At 37.4% G+C, this 19,310-nt stretch carries 24 protein-coding genes; 12 read left to right on the top strand and 12 right to left on the bottom strand.

The genetic code is table 11. The features are described 5' to 3' along the window. Positions 1-48: 48 nt before the first annotated feature. Positions 49-933, top strand: coding sequence for an energy transducer TonB (locus tag ETP70_RS06265; protein ID WP_151900376.1), 885 nt, complete (start codon positions 49-51; stop codon positions 931-933). Between the two features lie 9 nt (positions 934-942). Here ETP70_RS06265 and ETP70_RS06270 read toward each other — a convergent pair whose 3' ends face one another. After that, a complete protein-coding gene (locus ETP70_RS06270; protein ID WP_151900377.1) occupies positions 943-1,869 on the bottom strand; it encodes an HpcH/HpaI aldolase/citrate lyase family protein in 927 nt (308 codons plus the stop codon). Continuing rightward, positions 1,859-2,206 carry a c-type cytochrome gene (locus tag ETP70_RS06275; protein ID WP_151900378.1) on the bottom strand — a complete coding sequence of 116 codons (348 nt, stop codon included), beginning with the start codon at positions 2,204-2,206 and terminating at the stop codon, positions 1,859-1,861. The genes ETP70_RS06270 and ETP70_RS06275 overlap by 11 nt, the downstream gene beginning before the upstream one ends. A 60-nt stretch (positions 2,207-2,266) precedes the next feature. On the opposite strand from ETP70_RS06275, the gene folD reads away from it, so the two are divergent. The 10 genes from folD to metE all read left to right on the top strand — a co-directional run bounded on the left by folD (position 2,267) and on the right by metE (position 11,220). Beyond that, entirely contained in the window at positions 2,267-3,124 is an 858-nt protein-coding gene (folD, locus tag ETP70_RS06280; protein WP_151900379.1) for a bifunctional methylenetetrahydrofolate dehydrogenase/methenyltetrahydrofolate cyclohydrolase FolD, read from the top strand. Positions 3,125-3,128: 4 nt separating this feature from the next. Next, a complete protein-coding gene (gene lepB / locus ETP70_RS06285) occupies positions 3,129-3,938 on the top strand; it encodes a signal peptidase I (RefSeq protein WP_151900380.1) in 810 nt (269 codons plus the stop codon). Beyond that, positions 3,925-4,602, top strand: coding sequence for a site-2 protease family protein (locus tag ETP70_RS06290; protein WP_151900381.1), 678 nt, complete (start codon positions 3,925-3,927; stop codon positions 4,600-4,602). The genes lepB and ETP70_RS06290 overlap by 14 nt, the downstream gene beginning before the upstream one ends. Before the next feature lie 10 nt (positions 4,603-4,612). Beyond that, positions 4,613-5,044: a ribose 5-phosphate isomerase B gene (gene rpiB, locus ETP70_RS06295; RefSeq protein WP_151900382.1), complete on the top strand. Its 432-nt coding sequence runs from the start codon at positions 4,613-4,615 to the stop codon at positions 5,042-5,044. A gap of 23 nt (positions 5,045-5,067) precedes the next feature. Beyond that, positions 5,068-5,400, top strand: a complete 333-nt coding sequence (locus tag ETP70_RS06300; protein WP_151900383.1) for a hypothetical protein — start codon at positions 5,068-5,070, stop codon at positions 5,398-5,400. Positions 5,401-5,408: 8 nt separating this feature from the next. After that, a complete protein-coding gene (locus tag ETP70_RS06305; RefSeq protein WP_430739207.1) occupies positions 5,409-5,960 on the top strand; it encodes an adenine phosphoribosyltransferase in 552 nt (183 codons plus the stop codon). A gap of 2 nt (positions 5,961-5,962) precedes the next feature. Continuing rightward, positions 5,963-7,162, top strand: a complete 1,200-nt coding sequence (gene trpB, locus ETP70_RS06310) for a tryptophan synthase subunit beta (protein ID WP_151901520.1) — start codon at positions 5,963-5,965, stop codon at positions 7,160-7,162. 60 nt (positions 7,163-7,222) lie between these two features. Beyond that, on the top strand, positions 7,223-8,629 hold the full coding sequence (locus ETP70_RS06315) for a leucyl aminopeptidase (protein ID WP_151900384.1): 1,407 nt from the start codon (positions 7,223-7,225) through the stop codon (positions 8,627-8,629). 40 nt (positions 8,630-8,669) lie between these two features. Continuing rightward, positions 8,670-8,867, top strand: coding sequence for a hypothetical protein (locus ETP70_RS06320; RefSeq protein ID WP_151900385.1), 198 nt, complete (start codon positions 8,670-8,672; stop codon positions 8,865-8,867). Positions 8,868-8,940: 73 nt separating this feature from the next. Continuing rightward, positions 8,941-11,220, top strand: a complete 2,280-nt coding sequence (metE, locus tag ETP70_RS06325) for a 5-methyltetrahydropteroyltriglutamate--homocysteine S-methyltransferase (RefSeq protein ID WP_151900386.1) — start codon at positions 8,941-8,943, stop codon at positions 11,218-11,220. Between the two features lie 13 nt (positions 11,221-11,233). On the opposite strand, the gene ETP70_RS06330 is transcribed toward metE, so the two are convergent. Beyond that, entirely contained in the window at positions 11,234-11,557 is a 324-nt protein-coding gene (locus tag ETP70_RS06330) for an MTH1187 family thiamine-binding protein (RefSeq protein WP_151900387.1), read from the bottom strand. A 91-nt stretch (positions 11,558-11,648) separates the two neighbouring features. Here ETP70_RS06330 and ychF point away from each other — a divergent pair, with 91 nt between their 5' ends. Further along, positions 11,649-12,749: a redox-regulated ATPase YchF gene (gene ychF / locus ETP70_RS06335; RefSeq protein ID WP_151900388.1), complete on the top strand. Its 1,101-nt coding sequence runs from the start codon at positions 11,649-11,651 to the stop codon at positions 12,747-12,749. 176 nt (positions 12,750-12,925) lie between these two features. Here the strand turns inward: ychF and ETP70_RS06340 are convergent, their stop codons facing one another. From ETP70_RS06340 to napG, 9 genes are all read right to left on the bottom strand, one after another. Beyond that, positions 12,926-14,179 (bottom strand): hypothetical protein, encoded by a 1,254-nt coding sequence (locus ETP70_RS06340; RefSeq protein WP_151900389.1) that lies wholly within the window; start codon positions 14,177-14,179, stop codon positions 12,926-12,928. A 79-nt stretch (positions 14,180-14,258) separates the two neighbouring features. After that, positions 14,259-14,561 carry a hypothetical protein gene (locus tag ETP70_RS06345; protein WP_151900390.1) on the bottom strand — a complete coding sequence of 101 codons (303 nt, stop codon included), beginning with the start codon at positions 14,559-14,561 and terminating at the stop codon, positions 14,259-14,261. After that, a complete protein-coding gene (locus ETP70_RS06350) occupies positions 14,561-14,959 on the bottom strand; it encodes a chaperone NapD (RefSeq protein WP_151900391.1) in 399 nt (132 codons plus the stop codon). The genes ETP70_RS06345 and ETP70_RS06350 overlap by 1 nt, the downstream gene beginning before the upstream one ends. Positions 14,960-15,101: 142 nt before the next feature. After that, positions 15,102-15,545: a PAS domain-containing protein gene (locus tag ETP70_RS06355; protein WP_151901521.1), complete on the bottom strand. Its 444-nt coding sequence runs from the start codon at positions 15,543-15,545 to the stop codon at positions 15,102-15,104. Positions 15,546-15,758: 213 nt separating this feature from the next. Further along, entirely contained in the window at positions 15,759-16,511 is a 753-nt protein-coding gene (locus ETP70_RS06360; protein WP_151900392.1) for a WD40 repeat domain-containing protein, read from the bottom strand. Beyond that, positions 16,508-17,008 carry a ferredoxin-type protein NapF gene (locus ETP70_RS06365; RefSeq protein WP_151900393.1) on the bottom strand — a complete coding sequence of 167 codons (501 nt, stop codon included), beginning with the start codon at positions 17,006-17,008 and terminating at the stop codon, positions 16,508-16,510. Before ETP70_RS06365 ends, ETP70_RS06360 begins: the two co-directional genes overlap by 4 nt. Positions 17,009-17,016: 8 nt before the next feature. Beyond that, a complete protein-coding gene (locus ETP70_RS06370) occupies positions 17,017-17,682 on the bottom strand; it encodes a nitrate reductase cytochrome c-type subunit (protein WP_151900394.1) in 666 nt (221 codons plus the stop codon). A gap of 1 nt (position 17,683) precedes the next feature. Then, entirely contained in the window at positions 17,684-18,514 is an 831-nt protein-coding gene (gene napH / locus ETP70_RS06375) for a quinol dehydrogenase ferredoxin subunit NapH (protein ID WP_151900395.1), read from the bottom strand. Further along, entirely contained in the window at positions 18,507-19,304 is a 798-nt protein-coding gene (napG, locus tag ETP70_RS06380) for a ferredoxin-type protein NapG (protein ID WP_151900396.1), read from the bottom strand. The genes napH and napG overlap by 8 nt, the downstream gene beginning before the upstream one ends. Between the last annotated feature and the right edge of the window lie 6 nt (positions 19,305-19,310).

Here is a 19,310-nt window from a genome sequence, read left to right on the forward strand (position 1 = left end):
ATTAATATTGATTTGATATAATCTCACAAATTAAATAATGGATTATTTTTGAACAGATCTTCTTTTGCCTTTTTCGTTGCTTTACTGATACATCTGCTTCTGTTTTTGCTTTTGTGGATAGTGTGGACTTTTACACCGGATACAGAAAAAAAAGCAGTTCCCAAAGAAAAAAGAATTAAAATATCTCTCAAAGAGATGCCAAAGAAGCATAAAAAATCAGGAATAACAAAACAAAAGCCCAAACCTTCACCCATTGTTCCGCCAATGCCAAAAGGTTCCCAGCTTAAAAAAATAGTAAAGCAAAAAACTGTAAAATATGAACCAAAGAAAACACCAAGAAAACCAAAATTAAACAAGCCGAAAAAAACAAAAAAAATCATCAAAAAAACAGTGAAACAGCCAAAGGTCAAACCTCTTCCGACAAAAAAATCCTATATTCCTTTAGAAAAAAAAGCCCAACCAAAAAAAATAAAAAAGCCAGAGGAAAAGCCAAAAAAACTCTCCTGGCTTTATGAAGACAAATCTGCCCAGGAAACAAAAAGTGTCAGGAAAAAAGCCACACACAACAACAGTAATATTTCTCAAAATATCAAAAAACTCTACGGCGATAAATTTGGCAAACTTACACCAGGACAACAGCAGTATATTTTAGATAATCAGGAGATTATGCGTAGAATTACCCAACAGGTCCTTAATCGTGTTGCAAGAGTCAATATCCCACGGGGTTTACATGTAAACAGAAGTAATGTAATAGAATTCTACCTGCATCCAAACGGAGATATGACAGGTTTTCGCTTTATTTCCAAGAGTGGCTACTATATTCTTGATGATACAACCAAAGAGACTATAGAGTATGCCTACAGCAGATACCCAAGACCAAAAGAGACAACACTGATACGATACAATGTATTTTATAATCTAGCAGGATATTAAGCCAGGCACTTAAGCTGTTTGTGCGGCCAACAGTTTCAAGGCACCTTTATATATCGGCTCATCAATAAACCCATACTCTTCATCTACAAAACCGGTAATACCCTCATCACGATGCATCTCAAAGAGTTTCACAATGATTTTTGCCCTTTTTAGCTCTTCTTCTGTATCTACAAATATTTTATGTACAAGTTTCACCTGTCCCGGTGAGATACAGGCTTTTGCATCATATCCCATCTCTTTTTCAAGTAGTAACCATTGTTCAAAAGTTTTTAAATCTTCAAATTCCTGAAACACAAAGGAAACAGGTTTTACTTTCATAGCTCTGGCTGTAACTAAAAAATGTGCAAGCATATATTTCACAGTCGGATTTTGCAGATTAATCAAACTCTGTGAAAGCCCCATATCGGCAAACAAATCTAAAATCCCAAGATAAAACACCCCTACCCTTTTGTTTATTTTCAAAGAAGAAAGATTATGCCAGGCCTGGGCTGTTTCTATAGAAAGATGCAAGTCTATGTCATCATGCAAAAGAGCCAGTACATTTTTTACTTCTTCTTTGTTTTTAATTTTTGGTACACGGACAGCATCAGGCATAAACTGATTAAGATAGGCAATTTCATCATAGCCACCCTTATCCAAAGCATTCACCCGAACAACCAGTTTCTTGTCACTCTTTTTAAGTTGAGAGAGAAAAACAGCTGCCAAAGCGAGAGCAAAAGGTTTGTCTTCTTTGCTTACACCATCTTCCAGATTTAACATAATGCACTCTGCTTCAAGACTTTCTATTTTAGAAAGATGTTTAATATTATGACAAGAAAGCATCAATACTGATTTAAAACTGTTTTTTTTGTTGATGTGGCGAAATGTTGGCACAGCCAAAGCATCAAGTGCAGCCAAGTCCCTGTTTTCATACGCTTGTGTAATTTCACTTAACATCTTTTTTCTTTTTATCGTTTTTGTGCAGATACAGATACAATGCCTGAATTTCTTCTGTCGTTAAAAAATATCTCGGCATACCTCTTTTCCTTTGGTTTAAAACTCTATAAAAACTATCGAACTCAATGTTGTTGATTCTTGGGCCGACAAAACTTTTTTTCTTTTTTTTATGCACATAGTCAGCTATGACTTTCCCTTCCCCGTTCTCTCCGTGACAATTTTGACAGCCTATGCCTCTTGGGTTTTTATAAAGTTGTGAAGCATATTCCATCGGTGTTATAAAAGTACTTGAAGCGTATACAAACAGGGGAATCATTAAAAAAAAGATATGTTTCATCATTAGCCTAATATTATTTTAAAAGGGTATAATATCAAAAAATTTATTTAAGAGGTTTAAATGCAGATTCTTGATGGGAAAGCACTTGCAAAAAAAATTGAAAACAATGTGGCAGATGAAGTTGCCAAATTAAAAGCACAAACAGACAGAACTCCAGGACTTGCCGTAATACTTGTAGGGCAGGATCCTGCAAGCCAGGCATATGTCAGCATGAAGAAAAAAGCCTGTGATAGAGTCGGTTTTTACTCAGTCAGCCATGAAATGCCAGAAGACATTTCTCAAGATGCGATAGAAAATACCATCAAAATGATGAATCAAAACCCAAATATTGACGGAATACTTGTGCAGCTTCCTCTGCCTCCGCAAATAGATACAACAAAAATTCTTGAACTTGTTGATCCTGCAAAAGATGTTGACGGTTTTCATCCCTACAATGTAGGACGCCTTGTCACAAATCTGGACGGTTTTGTACCCTGCACACCACTTGGTGTAATGGAACTTTTACAAGAGTATGACATTGATGTAAAAGGAAAGAACTGTTGTGTTGTCGGTGCTTCGAATATTGTCGGAAAACCTATGGCTGCTCTTTTGCTCAACGCAGATGCTACTGTTGAAGTATGTCATATATTTACAGATGACTTAAAAAAACATACATTAAATGCAGATATTATTCTTGTCGGTGTCGGCGTTATTAATCTTATCAAAGAAGATATGGTAAAAGACGGTGCCATCATCATAGATATAGGAATCAACAGAGCAGACAACGGCAAACTTGTCGGTGATGTGGATTTTGAAAATGTAAGTAAAAAATGCTCATACATCACACCTGTTCCCGGCGGTGTCGGACCGATGACTATTGCAATGCTTTTGAGCAATACTCTCAAAGCCGCAAAACTCAATGCACAAGACAAAGATTAATTCAATGAAAAAAATCTTACATAAAGCATATAAATGGTCAAACTCCTGGACAGGGACTGTTGTCATTGTTCTTTTTACTATCTTTTTTGTTGCCCAGGCTTTTCGTATTCCAAGCGGCAGCATGAAAGACTCCCTTCTGATCGGAGACCACCTTTTTGCCAAAAAATTTGCGTACGGTATTCCTATGCCCTATATTCCGTTTTTGGAAATTCCCATTATTCCATGGAGCAAAGAGTTGAAAATTGTTGATGGAGACACCCCAAAGCACGGTGATATCGTCATTTTCAGATACCCAGGAAATATTAAACAGCATTTTGTAAAACGCTGTGTTGCTCTTCCCGGAGACGAATTGTTTGTTGCTGATAAAAACCTGTTTCTACACTTTAAAGAAGGTGACGAATGGATTAAAAAGAATTATAAAGATTATGAAATAGCAATTTTTGACGGCAAACTGTGGGTAAAAAATCCTTATATGAAAAAACATCCCGGTATTCATCATGACCCGAAAATCGTAAATAACGGGCGTTTTCCGATACAGATTTTTTATGTAAACCCGCTCAAAGTCGAAAAAAATCATTATTTTATGATGGGTGACAATCGTGACCACTCCAATGACAGCCGTTTCTGGGGAAGTGTTCCTTATGAAAATATTGAAGGAACCCCCTGGTTTATCTATTTCTCAATTGACAAAGATTATAAAATTCGATGGGACAGAATAGGAAAAACACCTGCCGACCTGGAAAAACCGGAGCACTTAAAAAAAGCAATACAAGAAAGAGAAAAAGAAGACAAAGAATATTATGGACTCACTTGATTTATTAAAAATAGCAGCTGCCGTTTTAGCACTTGCTGTTGCAATTATCGGACACGAAATTATGCATGGCTGGGTTGCTTACATGTACGGTGACATGACAGCCAAAAATGCAGGGCGTTTAACAGTAAACCCAATTTCGCACATAGATCTTGTCGGAACTATCATAGTGCCTGCTACTATGTACTTTTTACCGATGCTGTTAGGCTCGGACGGCGGTATTTTGTTCGGTTGGGCAAAGCCTGTTCCGATCAATACCTTTACTGTCATAAACAGAGGTGGATATAATGCCGCTATGCAGGTGGACTTGGCAGGTATTGTCTATAATTTCACTATGGGTGCAGTCGCAGCAATTACTCTGACTGCTATGAGTACACCGACAACTGCCGACTCTCTGTTTTATATATTTTTCTATATATTTATATACCAACTGCTTATTATCAATATAGTTTTAGGCGTATTTAACCTGCTGCCTATTCCCCAGTTTGACGGTGGGCATTTTTTAATGCATCTTGCGTTAAAATATAAAATAAATTCTATTGCAGAGTTTTATTACAAATATGACAGATACGGGATTGTTATTGTACTTATTATTTTAATGACCCCGTTAAATCAATATGTACTTTTTATGCCGGTGCAGGCAATTATACATTTGTTACTATCTTAGAGGAGAGAAAATGAAATTTTATATAGGTACCGACCATGCAGGTTTAGAACTGAAGAACTGGACAGTAGAGCTTTTACAATCCAAAGGACATGAAGTAATTGATTTTGGACCATATAGTGCAGACAGAGTGGACTACCCTGATTATGCGCACAAGGTTGCAACGGCAGTTTTGGAAGATGAAAACTCCCAAGGTATTTTAATCTGCGGGAGCGGAATCGGTATGAGTATGGCAGCCAACAGGCACCACGGTATTCGTGCTGCACTGTGCCATGATGCTTATACTGCAACCGTAGCACGCGGACACAATGATGCAAATATCTTATGTTTTGGTGAGAGAATTGTCGGAAAAGGTGTTGCTGAATCTATCATTGATGCATGGATAGCAGGAAGCTTTGAAGGTGGCCGTCACATTGCCAGAGTAGCAAAAATAGAAACACTCTAACAAATAACATTCAAGGAAAAGCTATGTTTGGAGAATGGTCACTTTTAACAATACTCTCTATTGTCTCTATCTATTTATTTGTAAAAATGTTTTATTTCAAAAGCATTACAAATAAAGAACAAAGAAGCAATGACTTAATGAAATTAACGCTTCAGGAGGCAGAAATTTTAATTCGAAAGTACCAGATTCAACTCCAGCGTGCTCTTGGAAATGTCGATATATTAAGCGAAGAACTGACAAAACTCAGAAATGAGTTAAAGGTTTTAAAACAAAGAAATGCAAAACACAGACAGGAAGTAGACAGACTCAATGCAAAGATTAAAGCACTGGAAAGTCGTATTGACGCACTTTTATAAGGATGAAAATGATAACACTAAGCAAAACTGAAAAAAAAATCCTGGAAAACTCAATCAGAGATATACAAGATTTTCCAAAACCGGGGATTGTGTTCAAAGATATCACTACTTTACTCAACAACAAAGAGGCATATGCTGTTTTGATGAATCATCTTTACCAAAGATATAAAGAGTATAATCTTGAATATATTGCCGGTATTGATGCCAGAGGTTTTATATTCGGTGCGGCATTAGCGCAAATGCTCGGAATTGGATTTGTGCCTATTCGCAAAAAAGGAAAACTTCCCTACACAACCATTAGCGAAAAGTATGCGCTCGAATACGGAGTGGATGAAATCGAAGTTCATATAGATGCTTTTGGAAACGAAAAAGGTGCAAGAGTCCTCGTAATAGATGATTTAATAGCTACAGGCGGTACAGCAAATGCGGCTGCCACACTTGTCAACCAGACAGGTGCCACATGTATCGAATGTTGTTTTATTATAGGACTTACCTTCCTTGACGGTATAAAAAAACTACAAGAAAAAACTGATGTATATTCAGTGATAGAGGTTAACTAATGATGTATATTCCCAGCCCTTCAAAATATGATCCTGACGAAAACGGACATTTTGGAATTTTCGGTGGTCGCTATGTTCCTGAAACACTTATGCCGGCACTGCTTCAACTCAAAGTTGAATATGAAGCTATTCGTTTTGATGAAGAGTTCTGGAAAGAGGTCGACTACTATCTAAAAGATTATGTAGGGCGCCCGAGTCCTCTTTTTTATGCCGAAAATATTTCTAAAGAAATCGGTGCAAAGGTTTATCTCAAACGTGAAGACTTAAATCATACAGGTGCTCATAAGGTCAACAATGTTATTGCACAGGGTTTGATGGCAAAACGCTTAGGTTATAAAAAAGTCATTGCTGAGACCGGTGCGGGACAGCATGGTGTGGCAACAGCAACCATTGCAGCACTGCTTGATTTGGAGTGTGAAATATTTATGGGTGCAAAGGATGTAGAGCGCCAAGAACTGAATGTTTTTCGTATGAAACTTCTTGGTGCAAAGGTCAATGCTGTTGAGAGTGGCAGCAGGACACTTAAAGATGCAATGAATGATGCCATCCGTCACTGGGTCACCAATGCAAGAGATACCTTTTACATTATAGGAACAGTCGCCGGTCCACACCCCTACCCTATGATGGTACGCGACTTTCAGGCAATTATCGGCTGGGAGGCAAGAGCACAGATTTTACAAAAAGAGAACAGACTGCCCGATTATGTGCTTGCCTGCATAGGAGGAGGCAGCAATGCTATCGGTATGTTTCAACACTTTTTAGATGATAAAGAGGTGCAATGTATCGGTATTGAAGCCGGTGGACTTGGCTTAGATACAAACAAACACGGCTGTTCTTTGGAAAAAGGGCGTCCAGGTATTTTGCATGGTCAGATGAGCTATCTGCTCCAAGATGAAGACGGACAGGTTCTTGAAGCGCATTCAATCAGTGCGGGACTTGACTACCCGGGCATTGGACCCGAACATGCTTTTCACAAAGACAACAAATCAGTTTCATATGACAATGTCACAGACCAGGAAGCCCTGGATGCATTTGTTTGGCTTTCACAAAAAGAGGGAATCATTCCGGCATTTGAAAGTTCCCATGCAGTCGCCTATTTGAAAAAGATGCCTGATATAAAAGACAAACTCATCATCGTCAACCTCTCAGGCCGCGGAGACAAAGATATGATTCAGGCAAAAGATATTTTACATTTTGACTAAAAAATCTTTTGTCAGAATCAAGCACTGACAAAAAATAAATTTATTATACGAGGAAATACTATGAATATCAAATTGACGACGGGTGAAACATCCAATGTAAAGAGCAATGTCTGTTTAGAATTCATTACTAATGAAAACTTAGGCGTACACAAATATTATAAACTCCTGCACAAGTCAGGTTTTAAGGCCAAGCAGGACACCTTGTGTACTTTATACGAAAAAAATATAATTGTGTGCGGTATTGAGGATACCGGCAATGATAATATTCGCAGTGCGGCAGCTACAGCGATAAAGTCTTTAAAAACATCTAATTATAAATCTGCGAGCATTGCAGTAGAAAAAAGCAATATAAAAGCTGTTGTAGAAGGTTTGGTCCTTGGCGGATATGAGTTTAACAAATACAAAACAAAAAATGAGAAACAAAAACTTAAAAATATTTACCTTACATGTAAAGATATAGCAGAGCTAAAAGATGCTTTTGAAGAAGCTGTAATAATTGCTGATGCAACCTGTTATACGCGTGATATAGTAAATATTGCTCCTGATGATTTGAATCCGCCTACTTTTGCAAAACTGGCAAAGAAACTGGCACGTGAAAATTCTCTTGAATGCACTGTTTTAGGACATAAAGAACTCAAAAAAGAAAGATGTGAGGCAATGCTTGCAGTCGGTCGCGCTTCGTGTCATGATACAAAACTGATTCACCTGGCATACAAACCAAAAAATCCGAAGAAAATTATATCTCTTGTCGGAAAGGGTCTGACCTATGACAGTGGCGGACTCAGTCTGAAACCTGCAACCTCAATGGTAACAATGAAAATGGACAAAGCCGGAGCCTGTGCAGTGCTGGGTATCATTAAGGCAGTCAGTGAATTAAAACTCAATATTGAAGTACACGCTTTTGTCGGTGCCGTTGAAAATATGATAGGCGGAAATGCCTACAAACCTGATGATGTTTTAACTTCTCGCAAAGGCGATACGATAGAAGTGAGAAACACAGATGCAGAGGGTCGCCTGGTGCTTGCGGATGTGCTTGATTACGCACAGGAAAAAGTTCAAGCAGATTATCTGTTTGATTTTGCAACGCTTACGGGTGCCTGTATGGTAGCTCTTGGACAGTATACAACAGGTGTTATGGGGCATTCCAACAGACTCAGACATGACATTTCCAAAGCTTCAGGCAGAGCCGGAGAGTTGACAGCTTCCCTGCCGTTTAACAAGTATTTGAAAAAACAGCTCAAAAGTGAAATAGCCGATATCTGTAATATTTCAAACAAGCCTTATGGCGGAGCTATTACAGCCGGACTTTTTTTAGACAACTTCATCAAAGAAGAAAACAAAGACAAATGGCTGCACTTTGACATAGCCGGAAGCGCCTATACTGAGAGTCCCTGGTATGTCAATGTATATGGCGGAACCGGTGCAGGTGTCCGTTTTATGAGTGAGTTTTTAAAAAGTATAAAATAAATATGCTATAATTCCGGTATATTTTAAAAAAGGAGAGAGAATGTCACTAAAAGAACTGTTTCTTGCAACTGCATTAGCATTGTTTCACAGCTCAAAACCGTGTCATTGCCATCTCTTCTTTACCATTAAATCAAAATTGATGGTTTTACTCAACCACTATATTCCAAGATGCCCGTTTTATACGGTATGTTTCGCATTTCGCCGCAGCGGTATTCACCCTCCCCTTTCAATATCCTAATCATTTAATCAAAAAACTTTATAAAAACAAATACAAATATTGTCAGAAATGACTTAAATCAAAGGATATTGTTATGTCAAAAAATACGTATGTAGTAGGATTTCCAAGAATCGGAGAACAAAGAGAACTGAAATTTGCCCTTGAGAGCTATTGGGCAAAAAAAAGCAGCTTTAGTGAAGTTGAAAAAGTAGCAAAAACATTGAAGCAAAGACACTGGAACTATCAAAAAAATGCAGGTATAGAATATATCAGCACAAATGATTTTTCCTTTTATGACAACATGCTTGATATGGCAGTCACATTAAATGCTGTGCCAAAGCGCTTTACACATCTGCAGGGGGAAGAACGCTATTTTGCAATGGCAAGAGGCAACAAAGATGCCCTAGCGATGGAGATGACAAAATGGTTTAATACAAACTACCACTACATCGTTCCTGAATTATCACTTGAAGATGAGTACGAATTAAATGCCGATAAAATCATATCAGAATATAAAGAAGCAAAAAAACAGGGGTTTACATGTAAAATTAACATCATAGGACCATTGACATTTTTAGGGCTTTCAAAAAGAGCAGACGGTGGTGATACTTATGAATTGTATTCTAAAATTTTGGCTGTATATGAAGATCTTCTTCAAGAAATAGCCAAACTTGATGAGAGTGTTACTTTGCAAATTGATGAACCTATATTTGTAAAAGATCTTGAGACAACAGTGCTGAGCCTTATAAAACCGACCTATGACAAACTTGCCAATGTTTCTAAAAATATAAAAATTGCAGTTGTAACATATTTTGAACACTCATGCGAAGCAACAAAAATTCTTTTGCATACTCCTGTTTGGGCTCTTGGACTTGATTTTTTATATGGCAAAGAAAACTTTGATTCACTTGAACTCATTGCCAAATCTGACAAAATGCTTATTGCAGGCGTAGTTGACGGAAGAAACATTTGGAAAAACGATATTGAGAAGAGTGTCAATCTGCTTAATAGCATCGCTTTACATGTAAACAAAAATAATATCCTGGTTTCTTCTTCATGCTCTTTGCTGCATGTACCCTTTAGCCTGAAATATGAAGAGAAAATGAATCCTGAAATAAAAAATTGGCTAAGTTACGGTATTGAAAAACTTGATGAAATTGCGCTTATCAGTAAAATATTTTTTCACTCTCAAGAAGCATTAGATGCAAATGAGCTTCAGTTTTTAAAAGAAAACCAAGAAGCAAACATTTCCAGAAGAACTTCAAAACTGATTCATGATGAAAAAGTACAAGAGAGAATCAACAATATTGACAAATATGAACGTGATGGAAAATACGAACAGAGAATAAAACTTCAAAAAGAAAAACTGCAATATTTGCCACTTGCTACAACAACTATCGGTTCATTTCCGCAAACACCTGAAATAAGACATGCCAGACGGGAATATAAAAATGGCAACTTGGATGAAAAAAGCTATAAAAATGAGATGAAAAAATATATAGATGACTGTGTAGCTTTTCAAGAAGAGTGCGGGCTTGAAATTTTAGTCCATGGGGAACCAGAACGCAATGATATGGTTGAATACTTTGGAGAACAGCTTCAGGGTTATGGCTTTTCCCAAAACGGCTGGGTGCAGAGCTATGGAAGCCGCTGTGTGAAACCGCCTTTTATTTACGGTGATATATCCCGTCCAAAGCCAATGACAGTAGAGTGGATCACCTATGCACAGAGCAAAACAAAAAAAATAATGAAAGGTATGCTCACAGGCCCTGTCACGATTTTAAACTGGTCATTTGTGCGGGATGATATGGAGCGTAGTGAAGTCAGCAAACAAATTGCACTTGGAATCAGTGACGAAGTAGATGATTTGCAAAAAGCCGGTATACAAATAATTCAGGTTGACGAAGCTGCATTTAAAGAGGGATATCCTTTGAGAAAAGCAAAAGTGCAAGAGTATGAAGATTGGGCTGTAAGAGACTTCAAGCTTTCGGTAAGCTGTGCAAAACAAGAGACACAGATTCATACACATATGTGCTACAGTGAATTTAATGACATTATTGCAACCATAGAAGCTATGGATGCGGACGTTATCTCAATAGAAACGGCGAGAAGCGGAAATGAACTGCTGAAAATTTTTGCAAAAGTCGGCTATAAACAGGAAGTAGGTCCAGGTGTTTATGATATTCATTCGCCAAGAATTCCATCTGTAGAAGAGATTGTCACACAGATTCATTCTCTCTTAGAGGTACTTCCAAAAGAGCAGTTATGGATAAATCCTGACTGTGGACTTAAAACACGTAAATGGGAAGAAGTGAAGCCCTCTTTGAAAAATATGGTAGAAGCTGTAAAAATTGTCAGAAAAACATTAGGCTAAAGCTGGAAGTCCATTATTTTTGGACTTCTCTCTTTAGTTGTGTTTCTATGGACTTAATCTTTGAAGTCAGTCTGTTTTTCGTGTTTTTACGTATATCAAATTTTAGTGAAGAATAGACTCTGTCACAACCGCTTACCTGCTCATACGCAAGTTCAATGATGTCTAAAGCCTCACGCATTGTCTTTGTTTCTACAACTGTTCCCATCGGGGTGAGTTGGTATGCTACGCCGCTTTTATCTATAGCGTCTACTATCTTAGCCACCTGTTTTGATACGGAACTGCCATCTCGACAGTTATCAGATGTCGGAAACATTGAAAATTCTAAAAGTACACTCATTTATTCATCCTTTAACTTTTAACCTATTGTACCACTCTTAATTTTAAATTTACTTAGATATAATTTCAAAAAATATTTCTAAAGGGTTATCATGGGATTAGCAATAGGCTTAGTCGGACTTCCAAACGTCGGTAAATCAACAACTTTTAATGCACTAACAAAGGCACAAAACGCGGAGGCAGCCAACTACCCATTTTGTACAATAGAGCCAAACAAGGCTGTTGTGCCTGTTCCTGACAAAAGACTGCATGAACTTGCAAAAATAGTCAATCCTGAAAGAATTCAATATTCTACTATTGATTTTGTTGACATCGCAGGGCTTGTAAAAGGTGCCAGCAAAGGCGAAGGTCTTGGAAACAAATTTCTTTCAAACATACGCGAGACAGAAGTGATTTTACAGATTGTAAGATGTTTTGAAGATGAAAATATTGTACATAATGAAGGAAGCATTGATCCTCTGCGTGATGTTGAAATCATCGAAGGTGAATTGATTTTGGCTGATATTGAAGTGCTTGCAAATCGAATCGAGAGACTTAAAAAACAGGCAAAAGCTGATAAAAGTGCAAAAACTGTTTTAGAAATGGCGGAAGAGCTTTTAGAGTTTCTGGGTGAAGGGAATTTAGCACGCAACTTTGAAAAAGCCGACTCTGATGAGTATCGCCAGCTTAACCGTGAAGTGCGTTTTTTAACCGACAAAGAGATTATGTACGGTGCAAATACAGACGAAGACGGATTGCTAGAAGACAACGAATACGTAAAAGCGCTTCGTGAACATGCGCAAAAGAGCAATTGTGAACTCATTAAACTGTGTGCAAAAGTTGAAGAAGAGCTTATAGGTCTTGAAGATGAGGAAGCACAGGAATTTTTAACAGATTTGGGTGTAGAAGAATCTGGACTTGAACAAATCATACATAAAGGCTTTGACAAACTCGGTCTTATGAGCTACTTTACAGCAGGAGTCAAAGAGGTACGTTCCTGGACAATCAGAAAAAATTCAACTGCTCCAAAAGCAGCTGCAGCCATCCATAACGACTTTGAAAAAGGTTTCATCCGTGCCGAAGTGATTGCCTATGAAGATTTTATAGCCTGCGGCGGTGAAGCAAAAGCCAAAGAAGCCGGAAAAATGAGATTGGAAGGAAAAGAGTATATTGTTCAAGACGGTGATATTATGCACTTCAGATTTAATGTGTGATGTAAGGAATATATAAACTTTTAAACAAATCAGCCTAGACTAAAGTCTAGGTTCCGAAAAACCTAATCAGTTTTTTCGGAACCCGTACTTTAGTGCGGGCTTTGTGCCTATAAAGACTAGACTGAAACCTGGTTTCTAAAAAACTTAACGCTTAGAGTTAATATGAAATTTACTTTTTATTTTGTAGCAAATTTATAGTCTAAACCAACCCAGATTTTTTGAATGTCGTTTGTGTATCCTGCAACTGTACCTTTTGAATAGTCAGCATACTTTAAAAGACCTGTTAAGTTATTTACTCCAGGAATTTTATTTGTATATACTGCATCAAACTCAGAACCTAAGTCATCGAGCCCACCCATCGTTTTATCCGCTGTAAATGTGTGATAGACTGCAAGCAACTTGCCAAGACCTTTTGCAGTATAGCCTAAACGGACATTAAAGTCTTTTAAACCACCGAGTGGTCCGCTGTTTCCTACATAAAAGACATCCGCCCAACCGTTAAATTTATGATTTGTTCCCAGCATAGGGTTAAAGTTTGTTTTTCCGTCTGTTCCGGTAGTACCACTTAAAAACTCATAATTAACACCGGCTAGAATACCGTTTACATTTGCACCCAAATCCAAATTATAGTAAGAAGCATCTGCTTTTCCGTTACTGTTATGGATTTCCATAGTAGAATCTTTTTGTAAAGCATATTCAGCACGGTAGCTGAGTTTTGCCATACCTGTCTTTACTTTTCCTGTCAATGCAATACCGTAAGTATCATGTGCACCGGCTATCATATAGTCATATGCAGTTACTTTCAGTTCCGGCATTACTTTATATGCAGCATGTACGAGCACACTGTTCGTATCAGCAGTCGGTCCGGCGATTACACCCTGAAAACCATAAACCCACGCAACTAATACTGAAAGATTCTTAATAGAATTATTTGCAACAAAAACTGTATCATAAGAACGTTCGAACTGTCTCCAGCCGACTGTGCCGATAAATCTTTGGTTGTCAAGATTTATTTGACTGCGCCCTACATGTACTGTTGTTTTATCAACACTGTAATTAATTTCAGCATTTGAAATCATTGCCTGTTGAGGGTCCATCACCACTGAATATGGTTTTGTTCCGTCTGTATAAGATGTTCCATTCCAGTTATACTCATGCGAGCCTAAATTATTTACAGAAATCATACCAATACTTGCAGAAAGACCATCTACACCAAGCAGATTCGCTGTTGCTGTTAATTTTGTACGTACAGTATATGCACTCGCATTTGTCGTTGTTGCTTTTCCGTCATCAACACTCTCATAACGAGGACGAATTTGGCCTTTTAGTTTAATATTGTCTAAAATATTAATCCCGTCTGCACTTGCACTTACACTCAATCCACCGATTACTAATGGCAATGCTGCCATTGAAAGTAGTAATTTTTTCATTTCTCTTCCTTTTTTAAATTCACATAAATTATAACTTATATAACTTATGTAATTCTTGATATAAATCAAGTTTTTAGATTTACTCCTTGTTTTCCTGCGCAACAGGTGTAATCGGTTCCCCTCTCTCTTCTTCTATCTTTGCACGGTGTTCTGCCATAAGAACTCTGATTTCATCCATAACAAAAGGAGGCACATTGTCATCTTTTTGCCATTTCACTTCATCAATGTATCCACCATAGTCATCACCGAGTTTTTCAATGTTTTTTTCAAACTCATCCATATCAAAGCAAATTTCACTTCTACCGTCTGCTTCATCTTTAAGTTCTATAAACCATTTTCCGGCATCATCCAGTTTGATAGTAGCTGTAAAAATAACTGCCATTACTCAACTCCGTCAGGATTACTCAGGCTTTTTGCAAACTCTTGCAACTGAGAATCTTTTTTCTTTAAATCCCCATGGTACACGACTCTGTCAATCTCAACATTTTCATCTTTGAGTAGATTTGGCACGGCATCTGATTCATTAATCACTTTTATATTTGCATCGAGTTCATCTTCTGAATATGCCATCTGCATATCAGCCGCAATTACATGAGGAATGGCTTCTATCACTTTCAGTTTTCCAAGCTCTTCACTGACATCTTTACCTTCTATAGTGATGATAATACGGCCTTTTTCATCATGTAAATGATAATCACAAACCTCACACTCTTTTAAACTCTGCACCACTTCATCTAAAAACTTCGGTACTGTCTGTACCACTATACTTGAAACATTCATATTATCTTTTCCTTAATTTTATTTTCTAAAATGAAGGAAACCTCCTTCATCCTTTTATTACGATGCCAGAAGTAATTCTGTCATCTACGCTAACGCTATGTTTCCTTCAACAGGAAGCTCATTGCACTAGTGCAACTACAATTTAACTGTAAATTATTTTTCTTATTCTTTCGTTCTTTTCACTTCTCATTTTATCATATAATCTTTGATATTTTAACTTTGTTGCATAAGAAACGGGACTTCTGAGTGATTTGTATTCAACCAGCTCGCCTTTTTTATAGACACCCGAAACAAGAGCCTCAACCCAATAAAAACCTCTATCTTTTCTGAGATTTTTTACTACGCCTTTCCACTGTTTTCCGGCTTTTATAGTATTCCACAAATCTTCAAATGTTGCATCCGGCATATCAGGATGCCTCACGATACTGTGGGGTTTACCGATGATTTCATTTTGAGAATATCCGCTTATTTCACAAAATGTTTCATTTGCATAGGTAATTCTCCCTGATAAATCTGTTCTTGAAATGATTAATTCATCTTGGGGAACTTCAGTTTCAACTAAAAATTCACTTTGTGTAAACTCCATCATCCACTACTCCTTATTTGATTTTATAATACCCTACTCTAGGCGAACTGCTGTTTATAAAAAACTCTTTTTCGTTGATAAAATAGATACTGTTGACAATCATTTTATCAGCTTTGTACTTTCCCAAAACCTCTCTTGTTGTTGTATCAAAAAGTTCTACATCGTTGTTTATATCACTGCTGTATGCAGCTGTTTTCCCGCTTGGGCTGAGTCCTACTCCATATACAAAAAGTGTGACATCTTATAGTAGGCATCGCCGTTTTTCAGATTATACACTCCTACACGTCTGTCCTGTCCTCCTGTTAAAACCACTTCACCTTTAAAATCAATGCTGAAAATATTGTCGACATTGTCTCCATGAAGTGTTTTTACATGCTTGCCCTCCTTGGTGGAAATAAGATGCACATCTCCACTTTCATCCGCAATAGCCACTAATGTTTTGTCATTATTAAGTGCAAAATTGGAAAACTTGGACATAGAAGCCTGTGTTGTCCAGTTTTTCTTTTTTGATTTAATATTATAAGAGATAATGTCATTACTGATTAATGCAATCAATATATTCTCTTTGTCTATAAATTTTGCTTTGATAATGTTGAGTCTGTCATCTCCTGAAATGATTACATGTAAAGCTGAAGAATTGTAAATATGAACTCTGCTGTATCCTCCGTTATCTTGAGAAAGTATCAACAAAGAGCCATTAATCAGATCAATAGAAAATATTTTAGAATCTATTGCATCTCCCATAAAATCTTTAATTTTGTCTAACTTGATTGCCTGTATATTTTTTTTGCTTTTTGTATTAAAAATTTCTATTTTTCCGTCATCAGTAGCACAATAGAGTTTTTGTTTCTTATATAAAACATCTGTTACAAGTCCTGATGAAACCTTATAAATATACTCCGGCTGTATTAAACCTTTTGCATGTATGCCTGAAATGACCATTAGTAGAAAAACAAGATATTTCATTCACTTACCTTCTCAATATCAATAGCATCCGCCGGGCATCTGCTGATACAAAAACCGCAACTTGTGCATTTGCCATTGATTTCAGGCATAAACATTGCCTTAAAATCTATGGCATCTTCCAGACAGGGGTCTTTACATGAAAAACACATAACACCCTGCCAACTCAAACATTTATCCTGATTTATCACAATATCAGCAAAAATTTTCCTTTTGTTTTCAACCAGAAGAACATCACTGGGACAGGCTGTTGCACACTCATCACAATATGTACAGCCTCTTTTGCTAAAATCCAAGTAAGGTGTTCTGTCTTCTCCGATAATAATAATCTGCTCTTGACACAAAGTAGCGCACTGCGCTTCACAGTTTTGACACTCTGTAACAAAAGCATCAGCATCATTAAAATACGGTGGACGTATAATGACTGTTTCATTTTTATTTTTCTCTGCTGCCTCTTTTACAGAGGAAGAGAGAAAGCTAAAAAGCTCTCTTCTTTCCATTTGTTTATTTACTTTGCAGTATCAATATTTTTCATCCACTTGGATTGATCCCAAGATGATTTGGAAGCACCGTTTGGATCTGTATAAACAGGTCTAAAACTGTTTTGGTCAACCAGCATGTTTGTTGCTTGAGGTGCATGACACTGTGTACAGTTAAATCTTCCTGCATACAGATGTTTTTCATCTTTATCCACTTTTATAGAGACATTTTCCTGTGTTTCAGAAGAAGTATTTTTAACCACTTTTCCGTTTTTCAAAATTTTATCACCTTTGACAGAGGTATGCGGTCTAAAATTTGTAAAGTGTGAAACAGGAATTGGTGTAGCACCCATAGATGGCGCCATATCCGGCATATGACACATCAAACACTGATTGTTGTCTTTTGTAATCGGCAACATTCCAGTTGTATCATGTGGAATCATCGGCGGAGCATCCTGATAAGCTCGCTTAAACTTCTTTGAAGTTCCCGGTGCAGCCGAATGATATTCTACTTTAGGCGGAACAACATCTTCTTTTAAAAGATCAGTTGTCCCTCTGTATCCTAACTGACTTTCATCTATTATAGGTTTTACCTGTGTTTTTTCCTGAGGTTTTACCTGTGCATTGTTATTACATCCAACGAGTAATAAAGCTGCAGTTGCAAAACCGATCGTAATCTTTGTTAAAATTTTCATTTTACTCTCCCATTTTTTTATTTTGAATAAAATCTCTTATTGAGAACCTTAAAGCATCATCATCACATACTTCTATACATCTGGCACAATTTGTACACTCTCCTGAGAGTACAGGAAGTGATTCTTTGCCTATCATATGAAGTACTTGTTTTTCAGGACAAACTACTTTACATTTCATACAAAGTGTACAGTTTTCTTCCAGATGATGCACTCTAATAAAACTAAACTTTCCTAAAAGTGAATAAAATCCACCGAGTGGACATATATGACCACACCAACCATTTTTAAGGACAAACAAATCAAAAAGAAATATCATACCGATAGCTGCCCAGCCAAAGCCCATACCAAAGACAAGACCTCTGTGCATCATTGATATTGGCGATACAAATTCAAAAGCTGCTATACCCATAAAGGCCGAAACTATTAAACTAATACCCAAAATCCAATATCTTACATTTCTTGTAATTGGTTGTTTTGTTATTTGCGCTCTATCAATATCAAATACTCTTCTTAAATAATTAGCACTGTCTGTCACCATATTAATAGGACAAACCCAAGAACAGAACGCTCTTCCGCCTATTAAAAAATAAAACAGTGCAACAACTGCCACTCCTATAAGTAAATCACTTGCGACAACGGCACCTGCTGCCACCATCTGCAACACTGCATAAGGATCACTCATCGGAACAATTCCAAATAGTTCGGATGAACTGAGGTTTCCTTCAAGTATCTTCCATCCCCAGGCATTTGCACCGAAAAATAGAATTAATATTCCAATTTGTGTAAATCTTCTTAAAATAAGATATCTATAGTTATTCCATAGTTTACTCATCCAACAAACCTTCCAAACCACTGTTAAGCTTGTCAACCGCTTTTCTTTTACTTACATTTGTTGTAGTATGAATCGCATGAGCATCTTTTAGTCTTGACTCATCTTTTTTATCCCAGCCTTTGATGTAGTGACTGCCGGCTTTCCCCATTGCCACTTCACGAGGCAGTATAAAGATAGCCGGTTTTTCTGTCACACAGGCATGTTCACACATTCCGCAGCCTGTACAGGCATCTGCATGCACCACAGGTTTTAAAAATGCGTGTTTGCCGGTTCTTTCATTTTTAGAATACTCTACAGTTATCGCTTGACCCAAAATAGGACAGGCTCTGTAGCAAGCATCACACTGAATACCCCAAAAAGCAATACAACTGTTTTCATCAATAACCGCTAATCCCATATCTGCTGTATTAATATCAAGATGACCGTTTACAGTTACACTCGACTCATCCAGCGCACCGCTCGGACAAACAGGAACACAAGGAATATCTTCACACATATAGCAGGGAATATCCCTTGGAATAAAGTATGGTGTCCCTATAGGTCTGTGATCACCGGGTTTAGCCAGCATCAATGTATCATACGGGCATGCTTCAACACATAATCCGCATTTGATACAGGTTTTGAGAAAATCTTCTTCCTTTATAGCCGCAGGCGGACGCAGTATCAGCGGCGAAGCTTTCGCATCATCAAGATACGCGCTCCATAAAAATCCGCCAATCGCAGCATAGCCAACACCTCTGGCCATATTTAAGATAAATTTTCTTCTGTCGCTGAGTGCTTCTTTTTTCATTGTAAA

Source organism: Sulfurimonas hydrogeniphila, from assembly GCF_009068765.1.
Classification (GTDB): domain Bacteria; phylum Campylobacterota; class Campylobacteria; order Campylobacterales; family Sulfurimonadaceae; genus Sulfurimonas; species Sulfurimonas hydrogeniphila.

Excerpts from the sequence above, each read along its gene's own strand:
- ETP70_RS06270 (WP_151900377.1), bottom strand. The coding sequence starts at position 1,869 with ATGTTAAGTGAAATTACACAAGCGTATGAAAACAGGGACTTGGCTGCA.
- ETP70_RS06275 (WP_151900378.1), bottom strand. The coding sequence starts at position 2,206 with ATGAAACATATCTTTTTTTTAATGATTCCCCTGTTTGTATACGCTTCA.
- folD (WP_151900379.1), top strand. The coding sequence starts at position 2,267 with ATGCAGATTCTTGATGGGAAAGCACTTGCAAAAAAAATTGAAAACAAT.
- lepB (WP_151900380.1), top strand. The coding sequence starts at position 3,129 with ATGAAAAAAATCTTACATAAAGCATATAAATGGTCAAACTCCTGGACA.
- ETP70_RS06290 (WP_151900381.1), top strand. The coding sequence starts at position 3,925 with ATGGACTCACTTGATTTATTAAAAATAGCAGCTGCCGTTTTAGCACTT.
- rpiB (WP_151900382.1), top strand. The coding sequence starts at position 4,613 with ATGAAATTTTATATAGGTACCGACCATGCAGGTTTAGAACTGAAGAAC.
- ETP70_RS06300 (WP_151900383.1), top strand. The coding sequence starts at position 5,068 with ATGTTTGGAGAATGGTCACTTTTAACAATACTCTCTATTGTCTCTATC.
- ETP70_RS06305 (WP_430739207.1), top strand. The coding sequence starts at position 5,409 with ATGATAACACTAAGCAAAACTGAAAAAAAAATCCTGGAAAACTCAATC.
- trpB (WP_151901520.1), top strand. The coding sequence starts at position 5,963 with ATGTATATTCCCAGCCCTTCAAAATATGATCCTGACGAAAACGGACAT.
- ETP70_RS06315 (WP_151900384.1), top strand. The coding sequence starts at position 7,223 with ATGAATATCAAATTGACGACGGGTGAAACATCCAATGTAAAGAGCAAT.
- ETP70_RS06320 (WP_151900385.1), top strand. The coding sequence starts at position 8,670 with ATGTCACTAAAAGAACTGTTTCTTGCAACTGCATTAGCATTGTTTCAC.
- metE (WP_151900386.1), top strand. The coding sequence starts at position 8,941 with ATGTCAAAAAATACGTATGTAGTAGGATTTCCAAGAATCGGAGAACAA.
- ETP70_RS06330 (WP_151900387.1), bottom strand. The coding sequence starts at position 11,557 with ATGAGTGTACTTTTAGAATTTTCAATGTTTCCGACATCTGATAACTGT.
- ychF (WP_151900388.1), top strand. The coding sequence starts at position 11,649 with ATGGGATTAGCAATAGGCTTAGTCGGACTTCCAAACGTCGGTAAATCA.
- ETP70_RS06340 (WP_151900389.1), bottom strand. The coding sequence starts at position 14,179 with ATGAAAAAATTACTACTTTCAATGGCAGCATTGCCATTAGTAATCGGT.
- ETP70_RS06345 (WP_151900390.1), bottom strand. The coding sequence starts at position 14,561 with ATGGCAGTTATTTTTACAGCTACTATCAAACTGGATGATGCCGGAAAA.
- ETP70_RS06350 (WP_151900391.1), bottom strand. The coding sequence starts at position 14,959 with ATGAATGTTTCAAGTATAGTGGTACAGACAGTACCGAAGTTTTTAGAT.
- ETP70_RS06355 (WP_151901521.1), bottom strand. The coding sequence starts at position 15,545 with ATGGAGTTTACACAAAGTGAATTTTTAGTTGAAACTGAAGTTCCCCAA.
- ETP70_RS06360 (WP_151900392.1), bottom strand. The coding sequence starts at position 16,511 with ATGAAATATCTTGTTTTTCTACTAATGGTCATTTCAGGCATACATGCA.
- ETP70_RS06365 (WP_151900393.1), bottom strand. The coding sequence starts at position 17,008 with ATGGAAAGAAGAGAGCTTTTTAGCTTTCTCTCTTCCTCTGTAAAAGAG.
- ETP70_RS06370 (WP_151900394.1), bottom strand. The coding sequence starts at position 17,682 with ATGAAAATTTTAACAAAGATTACGATCGGTTTTGCAACTGCAGCTTTA.
- napH (WP_151900395.1), bottom strand. The coding sequence starts at position 18,514 with ATGAGTAAACTATGGAATAACTATAGATATCTTATTTTAAGAAGATTT.
- napG (WP_151900396.1), bottom strand. The coding sequence starts at position 19,304 with ATGAAAAAAGAAGCACTCAGCGACAGAAGAAAATTTATCTTAAATATG.